Origin of the sequence: Angelakisella massiliensis (assembly GCF_900104675.1) — a bacterium.
Classification (GTDB): Bacteria; Bacillota; Clostridia; order Oscillospirales; family Ruminococcaceae; genus Angelakisella; species Angelakisella massiliensis.
On record NZ_LT629944.1, the window covers coordinates 789,325 to 807,882 of the forward strand.

The 18,558-nt window shown below is 51.5% G+C and carries 22 protein-coding genes; 9 read left to right on the forward strand and 13 right to left on the reverse strand.

What is annotated here, in order from left to right:
* Positions 1 to 305: 305 nt before the first annotated feature.
* The 5 genes from BQ5383_RS04295 to BQ5383_RS04315 form a co-directional block, all read right to left on the reverse strand.
* The gene (locus BQ5383_RS04295; RefSeq protein WP_071429544.1) at positions 306 to 1,604 is read right to left on the reverse strand and encodes a nickel pincer cofactor-dependent isomerase, group 22; all 1,299 of its coding nucleotides are present in this window, start codon (positions 1,602 to 1,604) and stop codon (positions 306 to 308) included.
* A gap of 16 nt (positions 1,605 to 1,620) precedes the next feature.
* Complete coding sequence (locus tag BQ5383_RS04300; protein WP_071429546.1) at positions 1,621 to 2,337, reverse strand: glycerophosphodiester phosphodiesterase; 717 nt, start codon at positions 2,335 to 2,337, stop codon at positions 1,621 to 1,623.
* A gap of 35 nt (positions 2,338 to 2,372) precedes the next feature.
* Positions 2,373 to 3,863: a tripartite tricarboxylate transporter permease gene (locus BQ5383_RS04305; RefSeq protein ID WP_071429548.1), complete on the reverse strand. Its 1,491-nt coding sequence runs from the start codon at positions 3,861 to 3,863 to the stop codon at positions 2,373 to 2,375.
* Positions 3,864 to 3,876: 13 nt separating this feature from the next.
* Positions 3,877 to 4,362 (reverse strand): tripartite tricarboxylate transporter TctB family protein, encoded by a 486-nt coding sequence (locus BQ5383_RS04310; protein WP_071429550.1) that lies wholly within the window; start codon positions 4,360 to 4,362, stop codon positions 3,877 to 3,879.
* 79 nt (positions 4,363 to 4,441) lie between these two features.
* Entirely contained in the window at positions 4,442 to 5,425 is a 984-nt protein-coding gene (locus BQ5383_RS04315; protein WP_083389816.1) for a tripartite tricarboxylate transporter substrate binding protein, read from the reverse strand.
* Between the two features lie 153 nt (positions 5,426 to 5,578).
* Here BQ5383_RS04315 and BQ5383_RS04320 point away from each other — a divergent pair, with 153 nt between their 5' ends.
* Positions 5,579 to 6,499: a LysR family transcriptional regulator gene (locus BQ5383_RS04320; RefSeq protein ID WP_071429552.1), complete on the forward strand. Its 921-nt coding sequence runs from the start codon at positions 5,579 to 5,581 to the stop codon at positions 6,497 to 6,499.
* 358 nt (positions 6,500 to 6,857) lie between these two features.
* Complete coding sequence (locus BQ5383_RS04325) at positions 6,858 to 7,976, forward strand: FtsW/RodA/SpoVE family cell cycle protein (RefSeq protein WP_071429553.1); 1,119 nt, start codon at positions 6,858 to 6,860, stop codon at positions 7,974 to 7,976.
* Here BQ5383_RS04325 and BQ5383_RS04330 read toward each other — a convergent pair.
* Entirely contained in the window at positions 7,940 to 8,281 is a 342-nt protein-coding gene (locus BQ5383_RS04330; RefSeq protein ID WP_071429555.1) for a hypothetical protein, read from the reverse strand. The two genes, BQ5383_RS04325 and BQ5383_RS04330, sit on opposite strands and share 37 nt — an antisense overlap.
* 130 nt (positions 8,282 to 8,411) lie before the next feature.
* Between BQ5383_RS04330 and BQ5383_RS04335 the strand changes: the two genes are divergently transcribed.
* The gene (locus tag BQ5383_RS04335; RefSeq protein ID WP_071429557.1) at positions 8,412 to 8,768 is read left to right on the forward strand and encodes a DUF3796 domain-containing protein; all 357 of its coding nucleotides are present in this window, start codon (positions 8,412 to 8,414) and stop codon (positions 8,766 to 8,768) included.
* Positions 8,765 to 8,968 (forward strand): helix-turn-helix transcriptional regulator, encoded by a 204-nt coding sequence (locus tag BQ5383_RS04340; RefSeq protein WP_071429559.1) that lies wholly within the window; start codon positions 8,765 to 8,767, stop codon positions 8,966 to 8,968. Before BQ5383_RS04335 ends, BQ5383_RS04340 begins: the two co-directional genes overlap by 4 nt.
* A gap of 512 nt (positions 8,969 to 9,480) precedes the next feature.
* On the opposite strand, the gene BQ5383_RS04345 is transcribed toward BQ5383_RS04340, so the two are convergent.
* The 7 genes from BQ5383_RS04345 to BQ5383_RS04370 all read right to left on the reverse strand — a co-directional run bounded on the left by BQ5383_RS04345 (position 9,481) and on the right by BQ5383_RS04370 (position 14,588).
* The gene (locus BQ5383_RS04345) at positions 9,481 to 9,849 is read right to left on the reverse strand and encodes a RidA family protein (protein ID WP_071429561.1); all 369 of its coding nucleotides are present in this window, start codon (positions 9,847 to 9,849) and stop codon (positions 9,481 to 9,483) included.
* A gap of 640 nt (positions 9,850 to 10,489) precedes the next feature.
* Positions 10,490 to 10,594: a sporulation transcriptional regulator SpoIIID gene (locus BQ5383_RS22060; protein ID WP_476726759.1), complete on the reverse strand. Its 105-nt coding sequence runs from the start codon at positions 10,592 to 10,594 to the stop codon at positions 10,490 to 10,492.
* A gap of 49 nt (positions 10,595 to 10,643) precedes the next feature.
* Positions 10,644 to 12,179 carry a recombinase family protein gene (locus BQ5383_RS04350; RefSeq protein ID WP_071429563.1) on the reverse strand — a complete coding sequence of 512 codons (1,536 nt, stop codon included), beginning with the start codon at positions 12,177 to 12,179 and terminating at the stop codon, positions 10,644 to 10,646.
* Positions 12,180 to 12,272: 93 nt separating this feature from the next.
* Positions 12,273 to 12,452: a hypothetical protein gene (locus BQ5383_RS04355; protein ID WP_071429565.1), complete on the reverse strand. Its 180-nt coding sequence runs from the start codon at positions 12,450 to 12,452 to the stop codon at positions 12,273 to 12,275.
* 84 nt (positions 12,453 to 12,536) lie between these two features.
* The gene (mobV, locus tag BQ5383_RS04360) at positions 12,537 to 13,484 is read right to left on the reverse strand and encodes a MobV family relaxase (protein ID WP_071429567.1); all 948 of its coding nucleotides are present in this window, start codon (positions 13,482 to 13,484) and stop codon (positions 12,537 to 12,539) included.
* A gap of 182 nt (positions 13,485 to 13,666) precedes the next feature.
* On the reverse strand, positions 13,667 to 14,062 hold the full coding sequence (locus BQ5383_RS04365) for a replication initiator protein A (RefSeq protein ID WP_020225131.1): 396 nt from the start codon (positions 14,060 to 14,062) through the stop codon (positions 13,667 to 13,669).
* Positions 14,063 to 14,174: 112 nt separating this feature from the next.
* Positions 14,175 to 14,588 (reverse strand): cysteine-rich VLP domain-containing protein, encoded by a 414-nt coding sequence (locus BQ5383_RS04370; RefSeq protein WP_071429986.1) that lies wholly within the window; start codon positions 14,586 to 14,588, stop codon positions 14,175 to 14,177.
* A 197-nt stretch (positions 14,589 to 14,785) separates the two neighbouring features.
* Between BQ5383_RS04370 and BQ5383_RS04375 the strand changes: the two genes are divergently transcribed.
* The 5 genes from BQ5383_RS04375 to BQ5383_RS04390 all read left to right on the forward strand — a co-directional run bounded on the left by BQ5383_RS04375 (position 14,786) and on the right by BQ5383_RS04390 (position 18,545).
* Positions 14,786 to 15,595, forward strand: coding sequence for a helix-turn-helix domain-containing protein (locus BQ5383_RS04375; RefSeq protein ID WP_071429569.1), 810 nt, complete (start codon positions 14,786 to 14,788; stop codon positions 15,593 to 15,595).
* 22 nt (positions 15,596 to 15,617) lie between these two features.
* Positions 15,618 to 16,151 (forward strand): hypothetical protein, encoded by a 534-nt coding sequence (locus tag BQ5383_RS04380; RefSeq protein WP_071429571.1) that lies wholly within the window; start codon positions 15,618 to 15,620, stop codon positions 16,149 to 16,151.
* Positions 16,152 to 16,252: 101 nt separating this feature from the next.
* A complete protein-coding gene (locus BQ5383_RS19950) occupies positions 16,253 to 16,456 on the forward strand; it encodes a DNA-binding protein (protein ID WP_420835660.1) in 204 nt (67 codons plus the stop codon).
* The gene (locus BQ5383_RS04385; RefSeq protein ID WP_071429573.1) at positions 16,443 to 17,633 is read left to right on the forward strand and encodes a DNA cytosine methyltransferase; all 1,191 of its coding nucleotides are present in this window, start codon (positions 16,443 to 16,445) and stop codon (positions 17,631 to 17,633) included. Before BQ5383_RS19950 ends, BQ5383_RS04385 begins: the two co-directional genes overlap by 14 nt.
* Positions 17,634 to 18,545 (forward strand): NotI family restriction endonuclease, encoded by a 912-nt coding sequence (locus tag BQ5383_RS04390; protein WP_071429574.1) that lies wholly within the window; start codon positions 17,634 to 17,636, stop codon positions 18,543 to 18,545. It abuts the gene before it with no gap.
* The last annotated feature ends 13 nt before the right edge of the window (positions 18,546 to 18,558 follow it).

Consider the following 18,558-nt stretch of genomic DNA (forward strand, 5'->3'; position numbering starts at 1 on the left):
TATCACACCATTTTTTTCCATGCAAGATTTTTCGGGGTTCTCCTTCCCTCCAATGTGTCCTCTCCCGCTTCCTCCAAGGGACAATATGCGCAAAAACTTATCCTGCCGGGGCACTTCGCCACAGCTTTTCTCAGACGGCGGGGCTCATTCACAGTCCCCTAAGGTGGATTTTTACGGTGTCGCCTTTCTCGTTCCAGCCGGATTGGCGCAGCGGCCTTAACAAGAGCGCTCGCCCCAGGCTCATTCAAAGCCCGGAGCGAGCGCTCTTGTTCAAAAATGAAAGTTTAAAGGAGAGCCATTATTTTTCAGGGCATCCGAAGAATGTTCCCCTGCTGGTCAAACTGGATATATTCCGGTTCGCTTTCCACCGTCAGACCCTCTACCCCCTGGATTTCATCCAGATAGCTTTCAGACAGCCAGATGTATTCCAGTTCCAGGGTATTTTTCAGATAGATGACCCGGGGATGCTCCCGATCGATGCGATAGCAGCCTTTGACGCAGGTCTGCATCACCAGACGGTCATTCATCATCACAAGGGGGATGGACGCGTTGCGGTAGCAGGTGGTGGTCAAAGCGTTGGGATAGGTGGTAGCGGCATCCAGCTTGTCAAAGGCCCGCTTGCTGATGACGTCTGCCACACCGATGCCGTTGGCGTTGCCATGGCTTTCCTCGGAGATATCCAGCACGCCGATCCGCTGCGCCTCCATTCTGCTGTGGAACAGCGGAGAGTAAAAACGCCCGGTAATGTTGGAATCCATACCGCCGCCGCAGTAGTTTTTGCCGATGCAGGCTACGATCATGGCATCGCAGCTGTCCACCAGCACCCGGGGCATATAGGTGAAAGCCTTGGCCAGGTAGACCAGTTCCTCTTCCAGGATGTTTTCCGCCTTCACTACATGGATCTCCGCCGTTTCATCATAGGCGTTTTCCAGCACACCCACAGCAAACAGCACCTTGGAATGCTCCAGAATCGCCTTGCCGAAAAGGTAGATGTTTTTGGCCAGCGTTTCATCGCCGCCGGAGTGAAGGACTTCGGCGCCGTACTGTTTGCCCAGGCCCACGGCCATCATTTTGATCAGGCCGCTTTCATACTTGCCCCGGAAACCGCTGTGGGGCTTGATACGGTTAAAGACAATGATGCCATCCGCTTCATAGGCGTACCGGTCCATATAGGAATCCACGCCTTCATCATTTTTGCCGATGCAAACCGTCTCCATACTGCTGCGGATGGGACAGCCCACTGTCTCTTCTGTAATCCCCAGGGTTGCCAGCATATCCTTCTGCCCTTCCGCCGTAGCGCCTCCATGGCTGCCCATGGCGGGGATGAGGAAGGGGGACGCCCCCTGGGCCCGGACAAACTCCACGATACCCCGCAGAATCGTAACAGAATTGGCGATCATACGGGAACCTGCTGTAATAGCGATGGACATACCAGGTTTGATCCGGTCCGCCACTCCACCATTCTCCAGCTCTCCCCGAAGGATCTCAGGGATACAGGCTACCTCCAGGGCCGGGCGGGGAAACACCTGACGGGCCCGGAACATCCTGGGCAGATAGGTACCGCTGACAATGGCATTGACGGTTTCCATATGCTCAAACTTCATTGGTATCTCCTCTCTGTCACTCCTTGTGACCCGTGCTTTCCAGGTACTCCGTCAGTACATCGGGGAAGTTGACCGTCATGCCCTCCACCCCGTAGGAGCACATTTCCTTCATAATGTCGGCATTGTAGATGCCCCATGGCCGTACCGAGAAGCCCATGGCATGAAATTCTTCCACCGACTTTTGGGTCACCAGCTCCGCCAGGGGACACAGTTCCTCGCCGCCGATGGCCCGGAGCTTTTCCACCGGCTCCTTCTCGTCCGGCTCATACAGATAACCCACACGGTAATTGGGGTTGTAAGCTTTGGCGTTCTTGATGCTTTCGTAGTTGAAGGAGGTGAGAATGGTCTTCTCCCTCATGCCGAACCGCTCCAGCATATCAATGGTTTCTTTCTCCACATGATCCTGCTTGAGCTCGATGGCAAAGGTGAGGTCCCGGAAAGAAAAATATTTCAAGAAATCCTCCAGCGTCACAATGCAGTCCACCCGGTCACCGGCGGGATTGTGAACACGAAAGCGCAGCAGCTCTTCATAAGTATAATCCGTAATCAAGCCTGTGCCATCAGTGGCCCGGTCCAGCTCATCATCGTGGAACAGCACCAATACGCCATCCTTGGTTTTGTGAATATCTGTCTCAATTCCATTGGCGCCCATCCTCAGGCCAGCGTAAAAAGCGCTGAGGGTATTTTCGGGGAAATATTGACTTGCGCCTCTGTGTGCGTAATTAACAAACACGGAAACAACACCGTCCTTTATATTCTTTGATCAGGTTATTGGGCCTGTCTGGCCTTTCTGTAACGGCTGATGATGGTCCATACCAGAGCCAGGAAAGCCACAACCAGGAACACCATAGCGATGGGAGAGCCCAGCAAGCCGCCGATCAGGTCGCCTCTGGCATACTGGATGCCCCGGATAAGGTTGGATTCCATAATGCCGCCCAGCAGGAAGCCCAGCAGGAAGGGAGTGATGGGGAAACCGTACTTTTCCATCAGCATACCGATGGCGCCGAAAACGATAGCGCCCAGGATATCAAAAATCTGGCTGTTGGTGCCATAGGTACCCACCACGCACAGAGCCATGATTACCGGCATCAGATAATACTTGGGGATGCTGAGGATGCGGACAAAGTACTTCATGCCGAACAGTTCGATGAGGAACATCATCACCGACGCCAGCAGCAGGGCGGTATAAACGCCGTAAACAAAAATCGCGTTGCTCTGGAACAGCAGGGGGCCAGGGGTGATGCCGGCGATGGTCAGTCCGCCCAACAGGATGGCGGTAGGACCGTCTCCGGGGATGCCCAGAGTGAGCAGGGGGATCATGGCGCCGCCGATGCAGGCGTTATTGGAGGCTTCGGAGGCCACGATGCCATCCACAATACCGGTGCCGAATTTCTCCGGATGCTTGCTGCCCTGTTTGGCCACGGTATAGGCGATGACGTTGGAAGCGGAGCCGCCGATACCAGGGAGGATGCCGATGAACAGGCCCACCAGACAGGACCGGAGGAAATTCCAGCCCTGGCCGGAAAGCTCCGACAGCTTGAAGCCCAGACCCTTGATTTTATAATTCTGCACGATCTCCACCTTTTGGGTGGTGGGGCGGATCATGGAAGCGGCCAGGATATCCGCCACCGCGAACAGACCGATGAGCAGCGGCAGGTCCTCAAAGCCCAGCTCCAGGGCCTGGATGCCGAAAGTGAAGCGGACGGCGCTGCCCACGGGAGCCACACCGATGAGGGCCACAAAGACCCCGAAGAAGGCGGAGGTGAAGCCCTTGAGGAGGGAGTCGGAGATAAGGGCGCTGAGGAGGACGATGGCGAACAGGCAGACGGCGAAAAACTCAAAGGGACCGAATTTCAGCGCCAGCCGGGCGATGGGGGCAGCCACGAAGATGAGGATGATGACCGAAAAGAGGGTGCCCACCAGGGAGGAAAAAACTCCTATACCCAGGGCCTTGCCCGCCTGACCCTTCCGGGCCATGGGCACGCCGTCAAAGGTGGTGGCCACCGAGGAGGGGGTTCCGGGAATGTTCAGCAGGATGGCCGAGATCAGTCCGCCGGAGATGCCTCCGATGTACAGGGAAACCAGAAACGCGATGCTCATAATCTGGGGCATCTTGAAGGTCAGCGGAAGGAATACCGCCACCGCCATGGTGGCCGAAAGACCGGGAATGGCGCCGAAAATGATGCCCACCGTGGTGCCCAATAACATAAAGGCAATGGTGGCCGGCTCCAGGATACTGAGGATTCCATCTAGTACCATATCGTTTCCTCCTTTATAGAATTCCGTCCAAAATACCGGCCGGCAGCGTCATGCTCAGGCCCTTGGCGAAAACGAAATAAATCAGCAGCGAGGAAGCCACACCCAGAATACCGGAAAAGAGAAAATTTCTTTTTTCCGGCGGCACCATAAACAGGGACTGGGCGAACACATACAGCGCTGTCATAATCACAAAACCCACCGGTTTAAGCAGCACCGTGTAGAGAATGAGCAAACCGAAGGCGACACAGAAGCGAATGGCCGGCACCGGGTCCCGTTTCTCTTTTTTCTGGACCGGTTCCTCCTTGGGGGCCCGCAGCGCCTGGATCAAAAAGCCAAAGGCGCAGCACAGCAGAATCACCGACACGATCTTGGGCATGAAGTCAGCGCCAAGACCCAGGTTTCCTCCAGCGGGGATCTGGAAGGAAGCGCCCAGAGCCACCCCGCCCAGGATGCCGATAATCACAAACATCATTAGATATTCTTTTCTGGAGTTCTTCATGATGACCTCCTAAAATCTGTTTCAGGCGCCACGATATGGCTTGTCGCGGCGCCTGAATGTTAAGAATCACTGAAAAGCATCAGATGGTCCAGTTCCAGGTGGAGAATTCCTCCCACATATCCCGCATGAAAGCCTCGCCTTCCTCAGCGTTCATGTAAACGGGCGTCTGCTGATAGGCTTCATAGATTCTCTTCGCGTAATCCTCATCGTTGTTGATGATGTCCGCCACGGCGACGTTGAAAGCTTCAATGATGGCGGGATCGGTACCCTTGGGGAAGTTCATCTGATAATAGGCGGGGCAGCTGATATCGATGCCCATGTCGTTCTCAATCTCGATGAGCTCTCCGGTGGCCAGATAATCCTTGGCGTTGCCTCTGGGCACGCTGACAAAGTCCACGTGGTCGCCCAGGATGGCGGTCATACGCTCGGCGGTACCGCCGGTGTCCACCAGGGTGATGCCAAAGCCGTTTTCCAGCATCCGCAGACCGGTGACCAGAACGGTGGTGCCGCTGGCGGCGCCGAAAATCAGCTCGCCGGGATGCTGCTCTGTGTAGGCTTTCAGCTCCGACAGCTTGCTGATGCCCAGGCTGGGACGGCACACCAGCACATCGCTTTCCACCGGGAACAGTCCCACAACAGCGCCGAAGCTCATGTCGTCATAGGTCAGGTCGGAAGCGCCAGCGAAATAGTTGATGATAAAGGCGGTATGGCAGAAGGAGATGTTATACCCGTCCGGCTCGGCGCTCAGGGCCTGGCGGACGCCGGTGGCGCCGGAGTTGCCCGCCACGTTCTGGACGATGAAGGTCTGGCCCAGCTTTTCGGTCAGCTTCTCCGCCAGCAGACGGGCGTTAAAGTCCGAGTCACCGCCGGCAGCATAGGGGACAGTAATCGTGACGGCTTTTTCCGGCCATTTGGTCTCTCCGGTACTCTCACTGGCCTCTGAAGCAGTGCTGGAGCCGGAAGCTGGAGCCGCGCTGGAGGATGAAGTGCTGGAACCACCGCAGCCTGTCATCAGCGATAACACCATAGCAAAGGTCAGAAGCAGCGTTGTTAGTTTTTTCATTTCTTCCCCTCCTAATATTGTGCATAAATTTTTTTCACTTTTTGCAGCAATTAAGTATTTGCTGACCTAATTATAGGGACAATCATTGAAAAATGTCAATAAAGCATTTATAATGGAACATAAGTAAATACTTATGGAAGGGAGCAGAATACCTTGCAGCTGAAAGCCATTGAGTACTTTATCGCCATTGTGGAAACCGGCAGCTTTACCAAAGCCGCGGAAAAACTGTTCATCAGCCAGCCAGCGTTGAGCCAGCAGATCAAAAAGCTGGAAGATGAGCTGGGAGCCAAGCTCTTTGACCGCAGCAAGCACTCCGCTGAACTGACGGAAGTGGGCCAGCTGTTTTTGCAGGAAGGCAAGCGGATGATTCAGATTTATAATCAGCTGGTTCAGCGTATTTTTGAACTGGAACACCCCACGGAAGAAGTGGTCCGCTTCGGCATTTCTCCTTTTTACAGCCGCTATTATTTGCCGCTGCTGCTGCCTCCTTTGATCAACAAATATCCCACCCTTCATTACGAGGTGACGGAAAACTACTCCGCTGTAATAGAAAAGGCTCTCATCGACGGCAAGCTGGATTTCTGCATGGTACCTCTGCTTCCTAAAAATCCGCTGCTCATTTACGAACCTGTCTATCAGGAAAACATCCTGCTGGCGGTACCCAGGGACAGTCCCATCAATCAGTTTGCTTTCTCGGCCAACGGCGTGGACTGCATCGATTTAAAAGTGGTCCGTGACCAGCCCTTTATCGCCCTCAAATCAGTCCAAAAGGTTTCCGAGTTCAGCCGCCAGCTCTGTGAACAGGCCGGTTTTTCTCCCACCATTATCTGCGAGACCATGAACTGGGACACCCTGAACCAGCTGGTTTCCACCGGCCTGGGGGTGGGATTCGTACCGGATCTGCTGATCAATCAGCTGGAGGAAAACATTCGTCCCCGTTACTATCACCTGCTGCCCAACGCCCAGAGAATCTATACCATTGCCTACCGCCAGGGAGACACCCTCTCCCGGTCCGCACGGGTGATGGTGGATGTGTTCCGGAAGGCTTTCAACAGCCTGTCTCTTCTTCAATAAAGCCGCATTTTTGTTTTCAGACAAACAAGACAGGAACACCACCTGGAAGGGTAAAACGTATACCGGTCACCCCTTCCGTGCAAACTTCTTTTATAGCAAAATGTTCATCAGCCGGTACTTTTTTAGCCTCTTGCCCTGTGTTATAATAAAATGCGCGATTCTGGTCGATGAAGCATCAGCAAAGATCTTTTGCCGGCCTGGAAAAACTTTTCCCTCCCGCTGTCGCTGCAGGAGGGGTTATATCGTTTCATGATCAGAACCTGTTTTCACAGGGACTTGACGCAGGCAGCCGTTCCTCTTCTCTGAGGATAACGCTGTCAATCTATCATCCTGCTGTAAGCGGAAAGGAAGGAACGCTATGAAGATCACCGCGGCTGTGGGCAAGACCCTCCTGAGCAGTGACAAACTGCTGCTGACCCTGACCACGGCTCTCTCCACCCTCAGTGTGGTGCTGCTGTGCGGCCTGTACAGCGCGGGATTTTTGGACAGCTCCCGCACCGTGCAGGTGCAGGCCTTCGCTTCTCTGCTGGGGGTGATAGGGGCACTGATTATTTCCGCTTTTGACCCGGAAACCCTTGCCCGGCTGTGGCGGCTGTATCTTCCCCCTGCGGTACTGCTGATGATCTATACGCAATTCTTCGGAGTGGAGCGTCCCGGCTCCAACAACCGCAGCTGGCTGGATCTGGGGATCACCACCGTGCAGCCATCAGAGTTCTTGAAAATCGCGGCCATTCTTTCCCTGGCATGGCACCTGAGCAAAGTGGAGGAGGATCTCAACCGTCCCCGGAACCTGATCCCGGTGCTGGCCCATGCCGCCTTGCCGGTGCTGCTGGTGGTGATGCAGAAGGATGACGGTGTGGCGCTGATTATGGCGGCTATTGTGGCCTCCATGCTGTTTATGGCGGGGTTGAGCCGGAAGCTGATTCTGGCGGGAATCGCCTCCCTGGTGGCGTTGGTTCCGGTGGTCTGGTTCGGCGTGCTGTCGGATTTCCAGCGCAACCGCTTCCTGGTTGTGTGGAATCCCGAGCTGGACCCTTTGGGTATCGCTTACCAGCAGCTGCGGGGGCTGACGGCCATGGGCTCCGGTCAGATTTTCGGCAATGGCATCTTCAGTGAAAACCATGTTTATGTGCCGGAAAATTACAACGACTTTATCTTCACCTTTCTGGGAGAATCCCTGGGCTTTGTGGGATGCTTCCTGGTGATTTTGGCCTTTGCCACCATCTGCGGACGGATCATTCACACCTCCGTTCTCAGCCGCAGCAGCGTGGGGAAATATATCTGTGTAGGGGTTTTTGCCATGATCGCCACCCAGACGGTGGTCAATATCAGCATGTGCCTGATGATCATGCCGGTCATTGGCGTTACGCTGCCGTTCCTCTCCGCCGGAGGCAGCTCGGTACTGGCCACTTACGCAGGCGTGGGATTGGTGCTGAGTGTCTACGCCGACAGCAATCGGAATATGTTTGCCAACTGACCCACCTGTATCTTTTTACTCCATATAAAGAACCCGGTCCCTGTTTTTCCAGTGGCCGGGTTCTTTTTGATGCAAGCTGTCAAAAAATCCATTTTTGTACGGCTGCGCCCCAGAAAGATGAGCAAAATGCGGCGGGCCGATTTCCCTCCGTCACAGGTTTGGCCTTGGCGGAAAATTTTCACAGAAATCTTTTCAGATGGAGGAAAGGGAAGAAGAATGGCCGCCTGTGGCGGAAAACGAAAAGATACAGCGTTTTTTCCATCAACTTTTTCTGTTCGCTGAAGCTGCCAAAACTTCATCCACATCAAGGTGCCCCATAAAGAAGTTCTTCGTTTCTCAAAAATCCCCGGTAAGGGCTTGACAATCTTTAAAATGTGGTATATTTTTATCATAAAGAGCGAAATACATCTCATTTCAGAGTAAGGAGGACTCTCTATGAAAATGCGGACATTTAATCCATTGGTGCTTTTATCCCTGGTGGCGCTGCTGGCCTTGTTCGCCATCCCCACCAACAACGACGGTTTATGGGGCTTTTTAGGCTTTGCTTACTATCTGCGCTATTGGAACATCCTTCCTGACGAACTCTTTTATGAAAATCTGCAAAAGGCCTGCACCACAGCCTTTCTGGGGCAGATGATCGCCCTGCCTTTTTTGACCCTGTGGGCTTTTCTGTTTGCCGAAGCCTCACGGATGCTGCCGATGGCCTTCGGATTAAGCTTTGCCCTTTCCATTTTCCTGTTCACCATCCGCTTGATGGTTCTGGAATGGAAGGAAATGGAGGGCAGCAAATGATCCGTAACCGCATCCGGGAGTATCGGGCCCGCACCAGTATGAAGCAGGAGGAGCTGGCGGCTCTGGTTGGGGTACGGCGGGAAACCATTGGAAACCTGGAAAAGGGCCGTTACAATCCATCCCTGGTTCTGGCCTGGAACATTGCTCAGGTATTCGGAGTGACCATTGAAGAGGTCTTTACGGTGGAACGGGAGGACTAAGATCGGTTTTTCATTGAGTGCCACTGCACTTTTGCAAGCTTGAAACAGCAAAAGAAAGCCAACCCCCAAATAGGCTGTCTTTGCTGCAAACTTTCCTGACGTCTCCAGCCTATGATGCCCAGCAATATTTTACAAAACAGGGCAGGCCCTCTTTGAGGGCCTGCCCTATGGGCGTGTCGAAAAAGTTCGACACGCTTCCAGGGGGACCCAGTCCCCCTGGATACGCCGCCTGGTTCCTGACGAAACCAGCGGCGATACCCCCGGTTTCGCGCCCCGATGGGCGCGGGTCGGGGTATAAAAATCAGGCGCATGTCCTGATTTTTATGGTTTTGAATTTTGCTTGCCATTCGAAACAATTTTTTTGACAAACTGACAGAGCCAGCCCTCAAAGAAGGCCGGCTCTGTCAGTTTGTAATCCGGAATATCAAAAGCACAGACAGGCTGGAGTCAGGGCTTTTAATCCTCCCAATAAGAGAGAAAACTAAAAAACCTGTACGCCTGTCAGGGGAAGATTATTTTTCCGCAATGGCCTCGATTTCGCACAGCGCGCCCTTGGGCAGATCCTTGACCGCCACGCAGCTGCGGGCAGGCTTGGAGGTGAAGTACTTGGCATACACCTCATTGAACGCGGCAAAATCGCCCATATCCGCCAGGAAGCAGGTTGTCTTGACTACCTTGTCAAAGCCTACGCCGGCAGCTTCCAGAATGGCACCTACGTTCTTGCAGCTCCACTCGGCCTGAGCAGCGATGCCTTCAGGCATAGTGCCGGTGGCAGGATCGATTGGGATCTGACCGGATGTGAAAACCAGTCCGCCCACCTCATAACCCTGAGAATAGGGGCCGATGGCTCCGGGAGCATTGTTGGTAGCAATAACTTTCATGATACGAGACCTCCTGCTGTTTTAATCAAACAATATTGGTGAACGCTGACTTTTTGGTCCACCGGTATTTTTATTTTAACAGATACGCCGCAAAAATCAAGCTTGCCCTTTCCATTGAAGTTGAGAAAGAAAATTTGCTCAAAGGCGCCTGCATTAATGAAAAAATCAAACGAATGCTCTTTGCTTCAGCATAGGCACAGGTAGAACAATCCCCTCAGCATATGGGAGGATAAAAACTTTTTCGCCCAGCATCTAAAATTGTAAACGCAGTATTCACATTCTTCACCGCTTAAAAATCGTGCAAATCGTTGGATAAAAAGAACCGGCCCCTTTTCAGGCAGCCGGCTGGCGTGTTCATATCCCTGTTTTTCAGAAAAACCCGGAGCTTTTCCTCAAAAGCGGAAAGCATTTTTGTCAGACTGCGCCCAACAAAAGACAATCGGGGCTGTTGAACCCCATGGTGCGCAGTCCATTTTTTAAACTACTGTCCCGGTGGAGAAAAACTCTGCCGAAACATCAGCGGTATCCTCTCCCATACCCGGGTTTCCTCTTTCTCAGCAGCTTGTCGCCCAAAGCAGTTTCTCTGTCTGCATTTTCCTATTTCTGGGGCTTTTCTCTATAAGCCCACCGGCTGCGTTCTTTATTTAGGATTGGTTTGGCTTCCCTGTCGGGCATATTTCATCTTTGTCGCCATTCCTCCCCGAATGTGCCGTTCTTCCTTGTTTTTGGTCAGTACTGCCCGCACCTGTAGATAAAGCGTGTGGTTGATTTGCTCCAGACGTTCTGTGATATCTTTATGTTTCGTCGTTACGAATTAGAACGGTTTCATCCAAGCCCAGATTGCCAAGCAGCCGGAGGTAAATGTCCACATTCCCATCCTTGTCCACTTCAATCTTCTGGATAATCCGCTTGAGTTGGGCGTTTGTCATTTGCCGCACGTCGGTGATGTCCTCGATCTCCTTGAAGGTCTGACCGAGGACGCTTTCCAACTGCTCGCCCTTTGTCAGATGGTAGGACACCATTTTCAGTTCATTTTCCAGCCGTTCAATCTCTTTCCGCATCCCGCCGATCTTATCATTGAGTTCCTTGCGGGAGATTAAATCATCGGCGTACATATCCATATATTTCTGCCGGGTCTTTTGCAGCTTGGCAAGCTGGGCGGTCAGTTCTTTTTCGTAGTTCAGGTTTTCGTCCTTTGCCTTATAGACCCGCTGGAATTCCCCCACCACATAGCGGATGACATTCTTCTTAGCTTTCAGCAGCCCGGCGAAATATTCCTGCAAAACCTCGATAAGTTCATCTTCGTCCACCGTCACGGCGTTGGGGCAGTTGTCCGCCCCGCGCCCGTTGTGGCCGGAACAGACCCAGCGGACATAGGTGTTTTTGTAAGTGCGGACGGTGCGCCGGAAAGACCAGCCGCACTCCTTGCACTTGATGAGAGTGGAGAACAGGTATTTGTTGCTCTGGCGCTCCTTGTCCACCTTGAACGCCTTACCGCGGGATTTCATAATCTGCTGCGCCTGTTCAAAGGTTTCCGGGTCGATGATCCGCAAGTCCGGGCGGTCAACCACCATCCACTCCGAAGCATCCTTGTCCGCCCGCTGGCCGGTCAGAAAGTCGGTGACTTCCTGTTTGCCATTGATGATTTTCCCCGTATAGAGTTCATTGGTCAGGATGCGGCACACCCCGTTCTGGCTCCATTGGCAATTCCGCTTTGTCCGCAGGCCGCGCTCGTTGAGGAAGATGGAGATTTTTGCTGCCCCGTAGCCGTCCTTGATGTACCACTGGTAAATCTGGCGGACAACCGCCGCTTCTTCCTCATTGATTGCAAGGTTGAAGTAATCCCCGATGGTCTTATCATACCCATAGACGATATTGGGGACGCGGCCTTTTTCCGCGTTCATTTTCTTGCCAAATTTCACACGCTTGGAGGTGTTCGCACTTTCTTCCTGCGCCAGCGCCCCGAAGATGGTCAGGACAAATTCGCTGTTGCCCATGCTGGTCATGTTGGCGGTCAAAAACTGCGTTTCAATCCCCAACGCTTTCAGCTTGCGGACATTCTGCAAGAGGTCAACGGTGTTCCGGGCAAAGCGGGAAATATCTTTTACCACGACCATATCAAAGAGGCCATGTTCCGCATCCGCCATCATACGCAAAAACTCTTTCCGGTTCTTGATTTTCGTCCCGGTAATGCCCTCGTCTGCGTAAAGGCGCACAAGGTTGTCCCCGGTGCGTTTGGTATATTCGGAGAAGAATTCTTTCTGCGCTTCCAGGCTGTTGAGCTGATCCTCTTTGTCGGTGGAAACGCGGCAGTAAGCTGCGATGTTCATAGCAAAACCTCTCTGTTAAAATCAAACCGTTCTGTTACAACCCTATTTTATCATGTGCTGTTTGGGATTGCAATAGGGAAAGGGGCGCCCCGTTTATGCAGGGCGCCCCTCGTTATCCTTTTCGCCGGAACCATCCGCCGTATCTGCGGCAGCCTGTATGGCAAGCTGTACCTTTCCCTGGTTTGCTTTCATGAAGATTTTCAGTAAGTAATCGGCGGTAGCTGCCGTTGGGTTTGGGTTATGGAACCGGTAATTGAGTTTGCGTTCTTTCACAGCAGCATTCCCACCTCCCCCTTGCTGTCTGTCCTTTGTCCATGTCTATGAAAACAAGGCGGAAAATAGTACCTGATTGGATTGTCAAAGATCACGCTCCCGGCGGGGCCGCTGTGCCCGTTCCAATTCCCTGCGGATTTCCGGCGGGATACGGTCAACCAGCCGCTGTAAATCGTCCAGCTTGCTTTTCAGCTTTGCCCGTTCCATCGTATCTTTCAGCTTGCCTTTTTCGCTGGCCTTTGCCCTTGCTTCCAGCTTCTCATTTTCTGCCAGCAGGTCATTGATTGTGACCTTGTACTTTTTCAGTTGCCCGGAGAAATTCTCCATCTGCGGGAACCACTTTTTCAGCATGGAGAGGGTTTCCTCTTTTTTCTTTCCGGCGTTCAGCGGGTTAATGCCGTCAAGGGCGGCTTCAATGGCTCTTGCCTGCCGGGAGAGGGAAACCGCCTGTTTGAAAAGCCGGGTGGGGATATGCTTCCGGCCTGTCCTGCTGGCGCTCTCCCCACGCTCCAAGTCGGGATATTTTTCCACCATGTAGGTGTGAAAATCATCCTGCCACTTCGTCAGGTTCGCCCGGTTTCCGATAATCTCCTTTGCACACAGGCGGTTGTCCTTTGTCAGCGGAACAAAGGTCAAATGCAGGTGGGGCGTTTTCTCGTCCATGTGTACCACCGCCGACACGATATTTTCCCGGCCTACCCGTCCGATGAGGAAGTCCGCCGCCCTCTGGAAGAACGCCTGTATCTCCTTTGGGGATTTCCCCTGGAAAAACTCCGGGCTGGCGGTTATCAGCGTATCGACAAACCGTGTGCTGTCTTTCCTTGTCCGGCATCCGGCCTGCTCGATACGGCTCTGAATGAAGTGGTAATAGCGTCCCTCCGGCTTGACGATATGGAAATTGTATTTGCTCCGGCTGGTGTCAATGTCGGGGTTGCTGGCATACTGGTCTTTCTGCCGTTCGTGATGGGCTTCCAGCGGCCTTGCCGGGTTGCCCTTGTGCTTTTCAAACCGTAAAATTGCGTGTTGTGCCATTCTGCTCCTTTCCCCATTCCTTTCCTATCCGGGGTTTTCCACAGGGAAAATCCCGCAGAAAATAGCTCAGATAGGATTGGAATGGATAGAATATAAATCAATCTTTTTATCTTTATATTTCTATATACCGTCCGGTTTTCGTACTTACGGGGAGTGATTTCCGTACTTCATGGGTACGGTTTTCAGCCCTCCGGCGTACCAGAACCGGATTTCTTGAAGTCGGTGTTTGGAACCGCTTCATAGGATTTTGGAAAAATGCGGTTGGGTTTTCCACAGCCCTGCTTCTGGATCTCCACCAGCCCCGCATACTGCAATTCCCGCAGGGTATTCACCGCTTTCTGCCGCCCACAGTGGAGCAGGTCAACCACTTCACAAATAGGGTAATACAGGAAAATCCGTCCGCAGTCATCCGCCCACCCATTCTTGCGGGATAACTCTGTCCGGCGCAGGATAAAGGCGTACAGAACCTTTGCCTCGTTGGACAGGGGTTTGAATGTGGGGGCTTCAAAGAGAAAATTCGGGAGCCGGGTGAAGCTGAACGCCTTTTCCGGCTGGTGGATATAGATGGTATTTGTCATAGTGCGTTTTGTGGACGGTTAGAAGCCCGTTTTCCGGGGCGGGCGATAGGTTTATACCACCCGCCCCGGTTTGGGGCTTGCGGAGCCTGATAAATCAAGGCTTTTTCCGCTCCTAACTGTCCACAGCAGACCTCCTTTTCCGTTCACTTTCTGTTTTCTGCCGCCTGTGAACTCTGGCGGCGCAGTCCGGGCAGTATTTCCCCCGGTTGGAGCGTGGGACAAAAGCCGCCCCGCAGACCGCACAGCGTTTCAAGTCCTTATCCCGGAAAATCCCCGCTTCCAGCGTCCCGTCCAGCGGCAAGACCGCCCAGCGGAACCACTTACAGCAGACCGAGAAAGAAACCATCTGCGGGCAGGTGCAGGTGTCCCCATCGTCAAGGGCAATGCAGTTGCCGCCCTCAAAGCAACAGCACTCCCGGCGTATCAGGCTGGCCGCCTGTTTCCTCTGGGCCGGTGTCATGCGGTAAAGGGAACCGTCCGGCCTGCGTTCCAGCGGCGGCAAAGTTTTGATAGAATGGATGCTGATCCCTCGTTTCTTGTTGTATTCAACCGGTTGTGAGATCAGTTTATCATGAAAAAATGCAATTCCCGTTTTTCTGCGGGAATTGCATTTGTGCCATCGTGTAGACTTTGAAAATTGTAAATTTGCAATCAGGACTATTCCTAAATGCGGCCCGGTATGGTAAACTGGAAAGAAAAAAACACAGGCAAGGAGGGGGAAATATGGCGGCGAAGCAGCTTGAGGGGCATCCAGGTGATCGGATTGGTGATCTGAGGACGAATTTGGGGATGACAAAGAAAGAATTGAGCCGGAAAACCGGGATTGACGCATCCCAGATTACCCGCATTGAAAACGGCAGCCTCAAAACCATCAGCAGCGATTATCTGATAAAGCTGGCAAAGGAATTGAAAACATCTACCGATTATATCCTCGGGCTTACCACTGTCAGAGTCCCGAAAAGTTATGATATTTCCGAATTGGGCTTGTCAAATGAAGCGGTCAAAGGGCTTGTGACCGGTGCGATTGATATAGAAATCCTCAACCGTCTGCTGGAACACAAAAATTTCCCGCGGCTGATGCACTTGATACGGATTTATTTCCAAGACACAGCGGCGAGGGGGATTATGGCGAGGAACCAGCTTATTGATATGGCTACGGCTTCTCTGTCCGACCTGATGAAAGAATACCCGGAACATCGGGCGGAAGCAAAGCAGGATTTACAGTTTTTGAACGCCCAGAAGGTGGGAGAACACGAAGCGGAGATTGAGAAAATCAAAAATGTGTTCCTCGCTATCCTGCGGGATATTAAGAAAGACATTGACAACGGAGAGCCGCCGGGGGAAGCTGCCACCGCCGCAATGCTCCAAACCATGAGGGACACACTGGCAGGGCAACAGCAAGAGCCGCCGTCAATGGACGATGTTGCCGCAATGATTGCCGGACAGATCGGGCAATTTGTTCCGATGGACGAGGAAACGGCGGAACAATTCCGGCAGTTGGCAAAGAAGATGATGGAGCAGGCAGGAAAATAAAGATTCTATTGGGGGATTAAATATGGATGTATCAACTATTGTTAATATTATTTTGTGCGTTCTTTCGTTCATCCTGGCGGTTATCTCTGTCGTCACAGTTGTAATCACTTTACGCCAGAATAATAGGATGATTGAAGAATCAACACGACCGTTCATTTCTGTTTATACTGATGAAATTAACGCAGGCGATCCATTTTTCTATTTAGTTGTTAAGAACTTTGGAAAATCCACAGCTTACATAACAAAGTTTGAGTATGACTTCGATTTCAACGGATGCTATAAAATCCGGAATGATAGAGATTATTTGCAACAACTTAGTACTGCTGTTTTGGCTCCGGGGCAATCACGAATCTGCACACTTGATTATCAGAAAATAAATAAAGCCGTAACATTTACTCTTGAATACCATTCTGGGGCCAAAAAGACATATTCAGATAAATTTACGATTGATTTAAAAGCGGGCGTAAGTATGCCCTATGGTAAAGTTGCTACGGAGGGCAAAGAACTTCGCACGATTTCCTATGCTCTGCAAGAAATGTTGCAGAAAAACCTCTGATGGTTCGCGTTGCCCATGTGCTGTATTGAAACACTTGCATCATTTCGCTTAAACGAATATAATATACTTGGTTGGATGTAGACATTCAGGATGATTATGAGGTGTCGCAAGTGAATGGATATATAACGGTTCAAGAAGCTGCTGAAAAATGGGGAGTAACTCCACGACAAGTTCAGATATTGTGCAAAGAAAACCGCATAATGGGTGCGTCGCGCATGAGTCGTATCTGGATTATCCCGGAAAATGCCGAGAAACCAACGAAAGATAGCATTACAAGGACGAGGAAGAAAAATGACAAACAATAATTTGACAATGATTGACTTGTTTGCAGGTGCAGGTGGGTTATCTGAGGGGCTTTCTGAAGCCGGCTTTCATAGTTTGTTTGCTTCAGAAATTATGCCGGTGTATGCTGCAACATATCAAAAAAACCATCCATCGGCCAAAGTTTTGACCGCAGATATTCGTACCCTTGATGCTGACCAAATTCGGGATGAGTTAGGTATTGAGCGGGGCGAATTAGACCTTCTTGCGGGTGGGCCACCCTGTCAGGGTTTTTCAATCAATGCTCCTGTGCGTAGCGTGCTGGATCAGCGGAACCACTTATTCAAAGAGTATCTTCGCTTTGTTGATGCCTTTGCGCCAAGAGCAATACTAATCGAAAATGTTCCTGGTCTTGTTTCTTTTGAACATGGAGCAACTCTCCATGCAATTTTGAATGCTTTGGCCGAATTGGGATATGGCGCGGATGTCCGTATTCTGGGAGCAGCATATTATGGTGTTCCTCAAATGAGGTGGAGGACGATTATACTCGGCTTAAGAGGGCGGAATCTGCCAGCTTTGGCGTTCCCAGAACCGATTTATCATGCACCTATAAAACCAAATTTTACAACAACTTTTGACGGACAACTTTTGGTGAAACTTCCTTCTCCCGAAGCATCTGCCAAATTTACGACGGTACAAGAGGCAATTGGAGATTTGCCCCTCTTAAAATGCGGTGAACGCGGGGCAGCTGTAAAGGAATATGCTTGCGAGCCGATGTGCGATTATCAGCGGCGGCTACGAATCGGGAGCAGTGGTGTATATAATCATGAAGCACCTCGGCTTTCAAAAGAAAACCAAGAAAGACTTAAGTATATCAAACCCGGTGGAAATTGGACTGATATTCCTGATGATCTTTTACCAAAAGGGATGCAGAGGGCAAGAAAATCAGATCACACCAAGCGATATGGGCGTGTGACACCTGATGGTCTGGCCTCAACGATTTTGACGAAGTGTGATCCACATTGGGGGGCTTACTTCCATTATAGCCAAGATCGGTCTTTTACAGTAAGGGAAGCCGCGCGTATACAGTCGTTCCCAGATCATTTTATCTTTACAGGAACACAGGGCCAGCAGTTTGCACAAGTGGGAAATGCTGTTCCGCCTCTGTTGGCAGAAGCTGTCGGATTGGCATTGAAATCTATTTTAGAGGAGGGAAAATAAATGGCCGGTTATATTGCGGAGTTCTTCGGCTATCGGACAGAGGATAAATCGGAGCAGGCTATCACAGCGGCGACGCGGCAACTTTGCCCTTTTCTTGGTACTCAGTGTACAAAGGTTTTATCTCGTGATCGCATCGTTGCCGGAGTATGTGCTGTTCGGCAAAAGACAGTGGGTTCCCCAAATGTGATTTGTTGTCCAAATCGGATCTACGCAGAAAATTATAAAATGTTACATCTCGTCGCACAGCAAGCATTTGGTTGTGAATTGGGGTTATATTCTGGTCGTGCAGCCGTAGAAAAAGCAAAATTGGAAAATGGTGCAATAGCTGTTTTCGGGCATGGATGGGGTGGAGAACTGCGCTTGCCCCAGCGTGCAGGTACAGGTTCCTATTTTGTCGATTGGGTTTTGGCCCGGCTGGATGGAAACGGAGAACTTACAGAGTTTACTGCCATTGAAGTACAGACAATGGACACGACCGGAAATTATCGTGAGGCACGCTCTGCTCTTTTGGAGAATCGTGAAATTGTCGCAGATACGGTAGGGCTTAACTGGGAAAATGTCTCGAAGCGGATTATCCCCCAGCTCATCTATAAAGGACAAGTTTTGCAACGCGAAGATTTATGCAAGACGGGGCTATTCTTTGTGTGTCCTAAGGCAGTTTATGATCGTGTACTTAATAGACTGGGCGGGAAAGATCGCATTCCGCGTTTCCCTACTCAGCCAGCTTCCATTCACTTCCTTGCTTACGACTATCAGGGAGCTACTGCGGATGGAATGATTACTCCGCTTGGTATACTGGAAGAACACTGCACGACGGTCTACAAAGTGCAGGAGGCTTTTTCTTCAATGAATCTCCCAGAGGGGAATGTTTACCGCGATGCTATTCGTAGATCGCTATACGGTAATGATTAAGATTACATATCAG

Bases quoted from the DNA above. Each gene is read 5' to 3' on its own strand.
- BQ5383_RS04310 (WP_071429550.1), bottom strand. From the start codon at position 4,362: ATGAAGAACTCCAGAAAAGAATATCTAATGATGTTTGTGATTATCGGC.
- BQ5383_RS04365 (WP_020225131.1), bottom strand. From the start codon at position 14,062: ATGACAAATACCATCTATATCCACCAGCCGGAAAAGGCGTTCAGCTTC.
- BQ5383_RS04385 (WP_071429573.1), top strand. From the start codon at position 16,443: ATGACAAACAATAATTTGACAATGATTGACTTGTTTGCAGGTGCAGGT.
- mobV (WP_071429567.1), bottom strand. From the start codon at position 13,484: ATGGCACAACACGCAATTTTACGGTTTGAAAAGCACAAGGGCAACCCG.
- BQ5383_RS04345 (WP_071429561.1), bottom strand. From the start codon at position 9,849: ATGAAAGTTATTGCTACCAACAATGCTCCCGGAGCCATCGGCCCCTAT.
- BQ5383_RS04335 (WP_071429557.1), top strand. From the start codon at position 8,412: ATGAAAATGCGGACATTTAATCCATTGGTGCTTTTATCCCTGGTGGCG.
- BQ5383_RS04330 (WP_071429555.1), bottom strand. From the start codon at position 8,281: ATGTGGATGAAGTTTTGGCAGCTTCAGCGAACAGAAAAAGTTGATGGA.
- BQ5383_RS04350 (WP_071429563.1), bottom strand. From the start codon at position 12,179: ATGAACATCGCAGCTTACTGCCGCGTTTCCACCGACAAAGAGGATCAG.
- BQ5383_RS04340 (WP_071429559.1), top strand. From the start codon at position 8,765: ATGATCCGTAACCGCATCCGGGAGTATCGGGCCCGCACCAGTATGAAG.
- BQ5383_RS04380 (WP_071429571.1), top strand. From the start codon at position 15,618: ATGGATGTATCAACTATTGTTAATATTATTTTGTGCGTTCTTTCGTTC.
- BQ5383_RS04315 (WP_083389816.1), bottom strand. From the start codon at position 5,425: ATGAAAAAACTAACAACGCTGCTTCTGACCTTTGCTATGGTGTTATCG.
- BQ5383_RS04375 (WP_071429569.1), top strand. From the start codon at position 14,786: ATGGCGGCGAAGCAGCTTGAGGGGCATCCAGGTGATCGGATTGGTGAT.
- BQ5383_RS04390 (WP_071429574.1), top strand. From the start codon at position 17,634: ATGGCCGGTTATATTGCGGAGTTCTTCGGCTATCGGACAGAGGATAAA.
- BQ5383_RS04295 (WP_071429544.1), bottom strand. From the start codon at position 1,604: ATGAAGTTTGAGCATATGGAAACCGTCAATGCCATTGTCAGCGGTACC.
- BQ5383_RS04305 (WP_071429548.1), bottom strand. From the start codon at position 3,863: ATGGTACTAGATGGAATCCTCAGTATCCTGGAGCCGGCCACCATTGCC.
- BQ5383_RS04325 (WP_071429553.1), top strand. From the start codon at position 6,858: ATGAAGATCACCGCGGCTGTGGGCAAGACCCTCCTGAGCAGTGACAAA.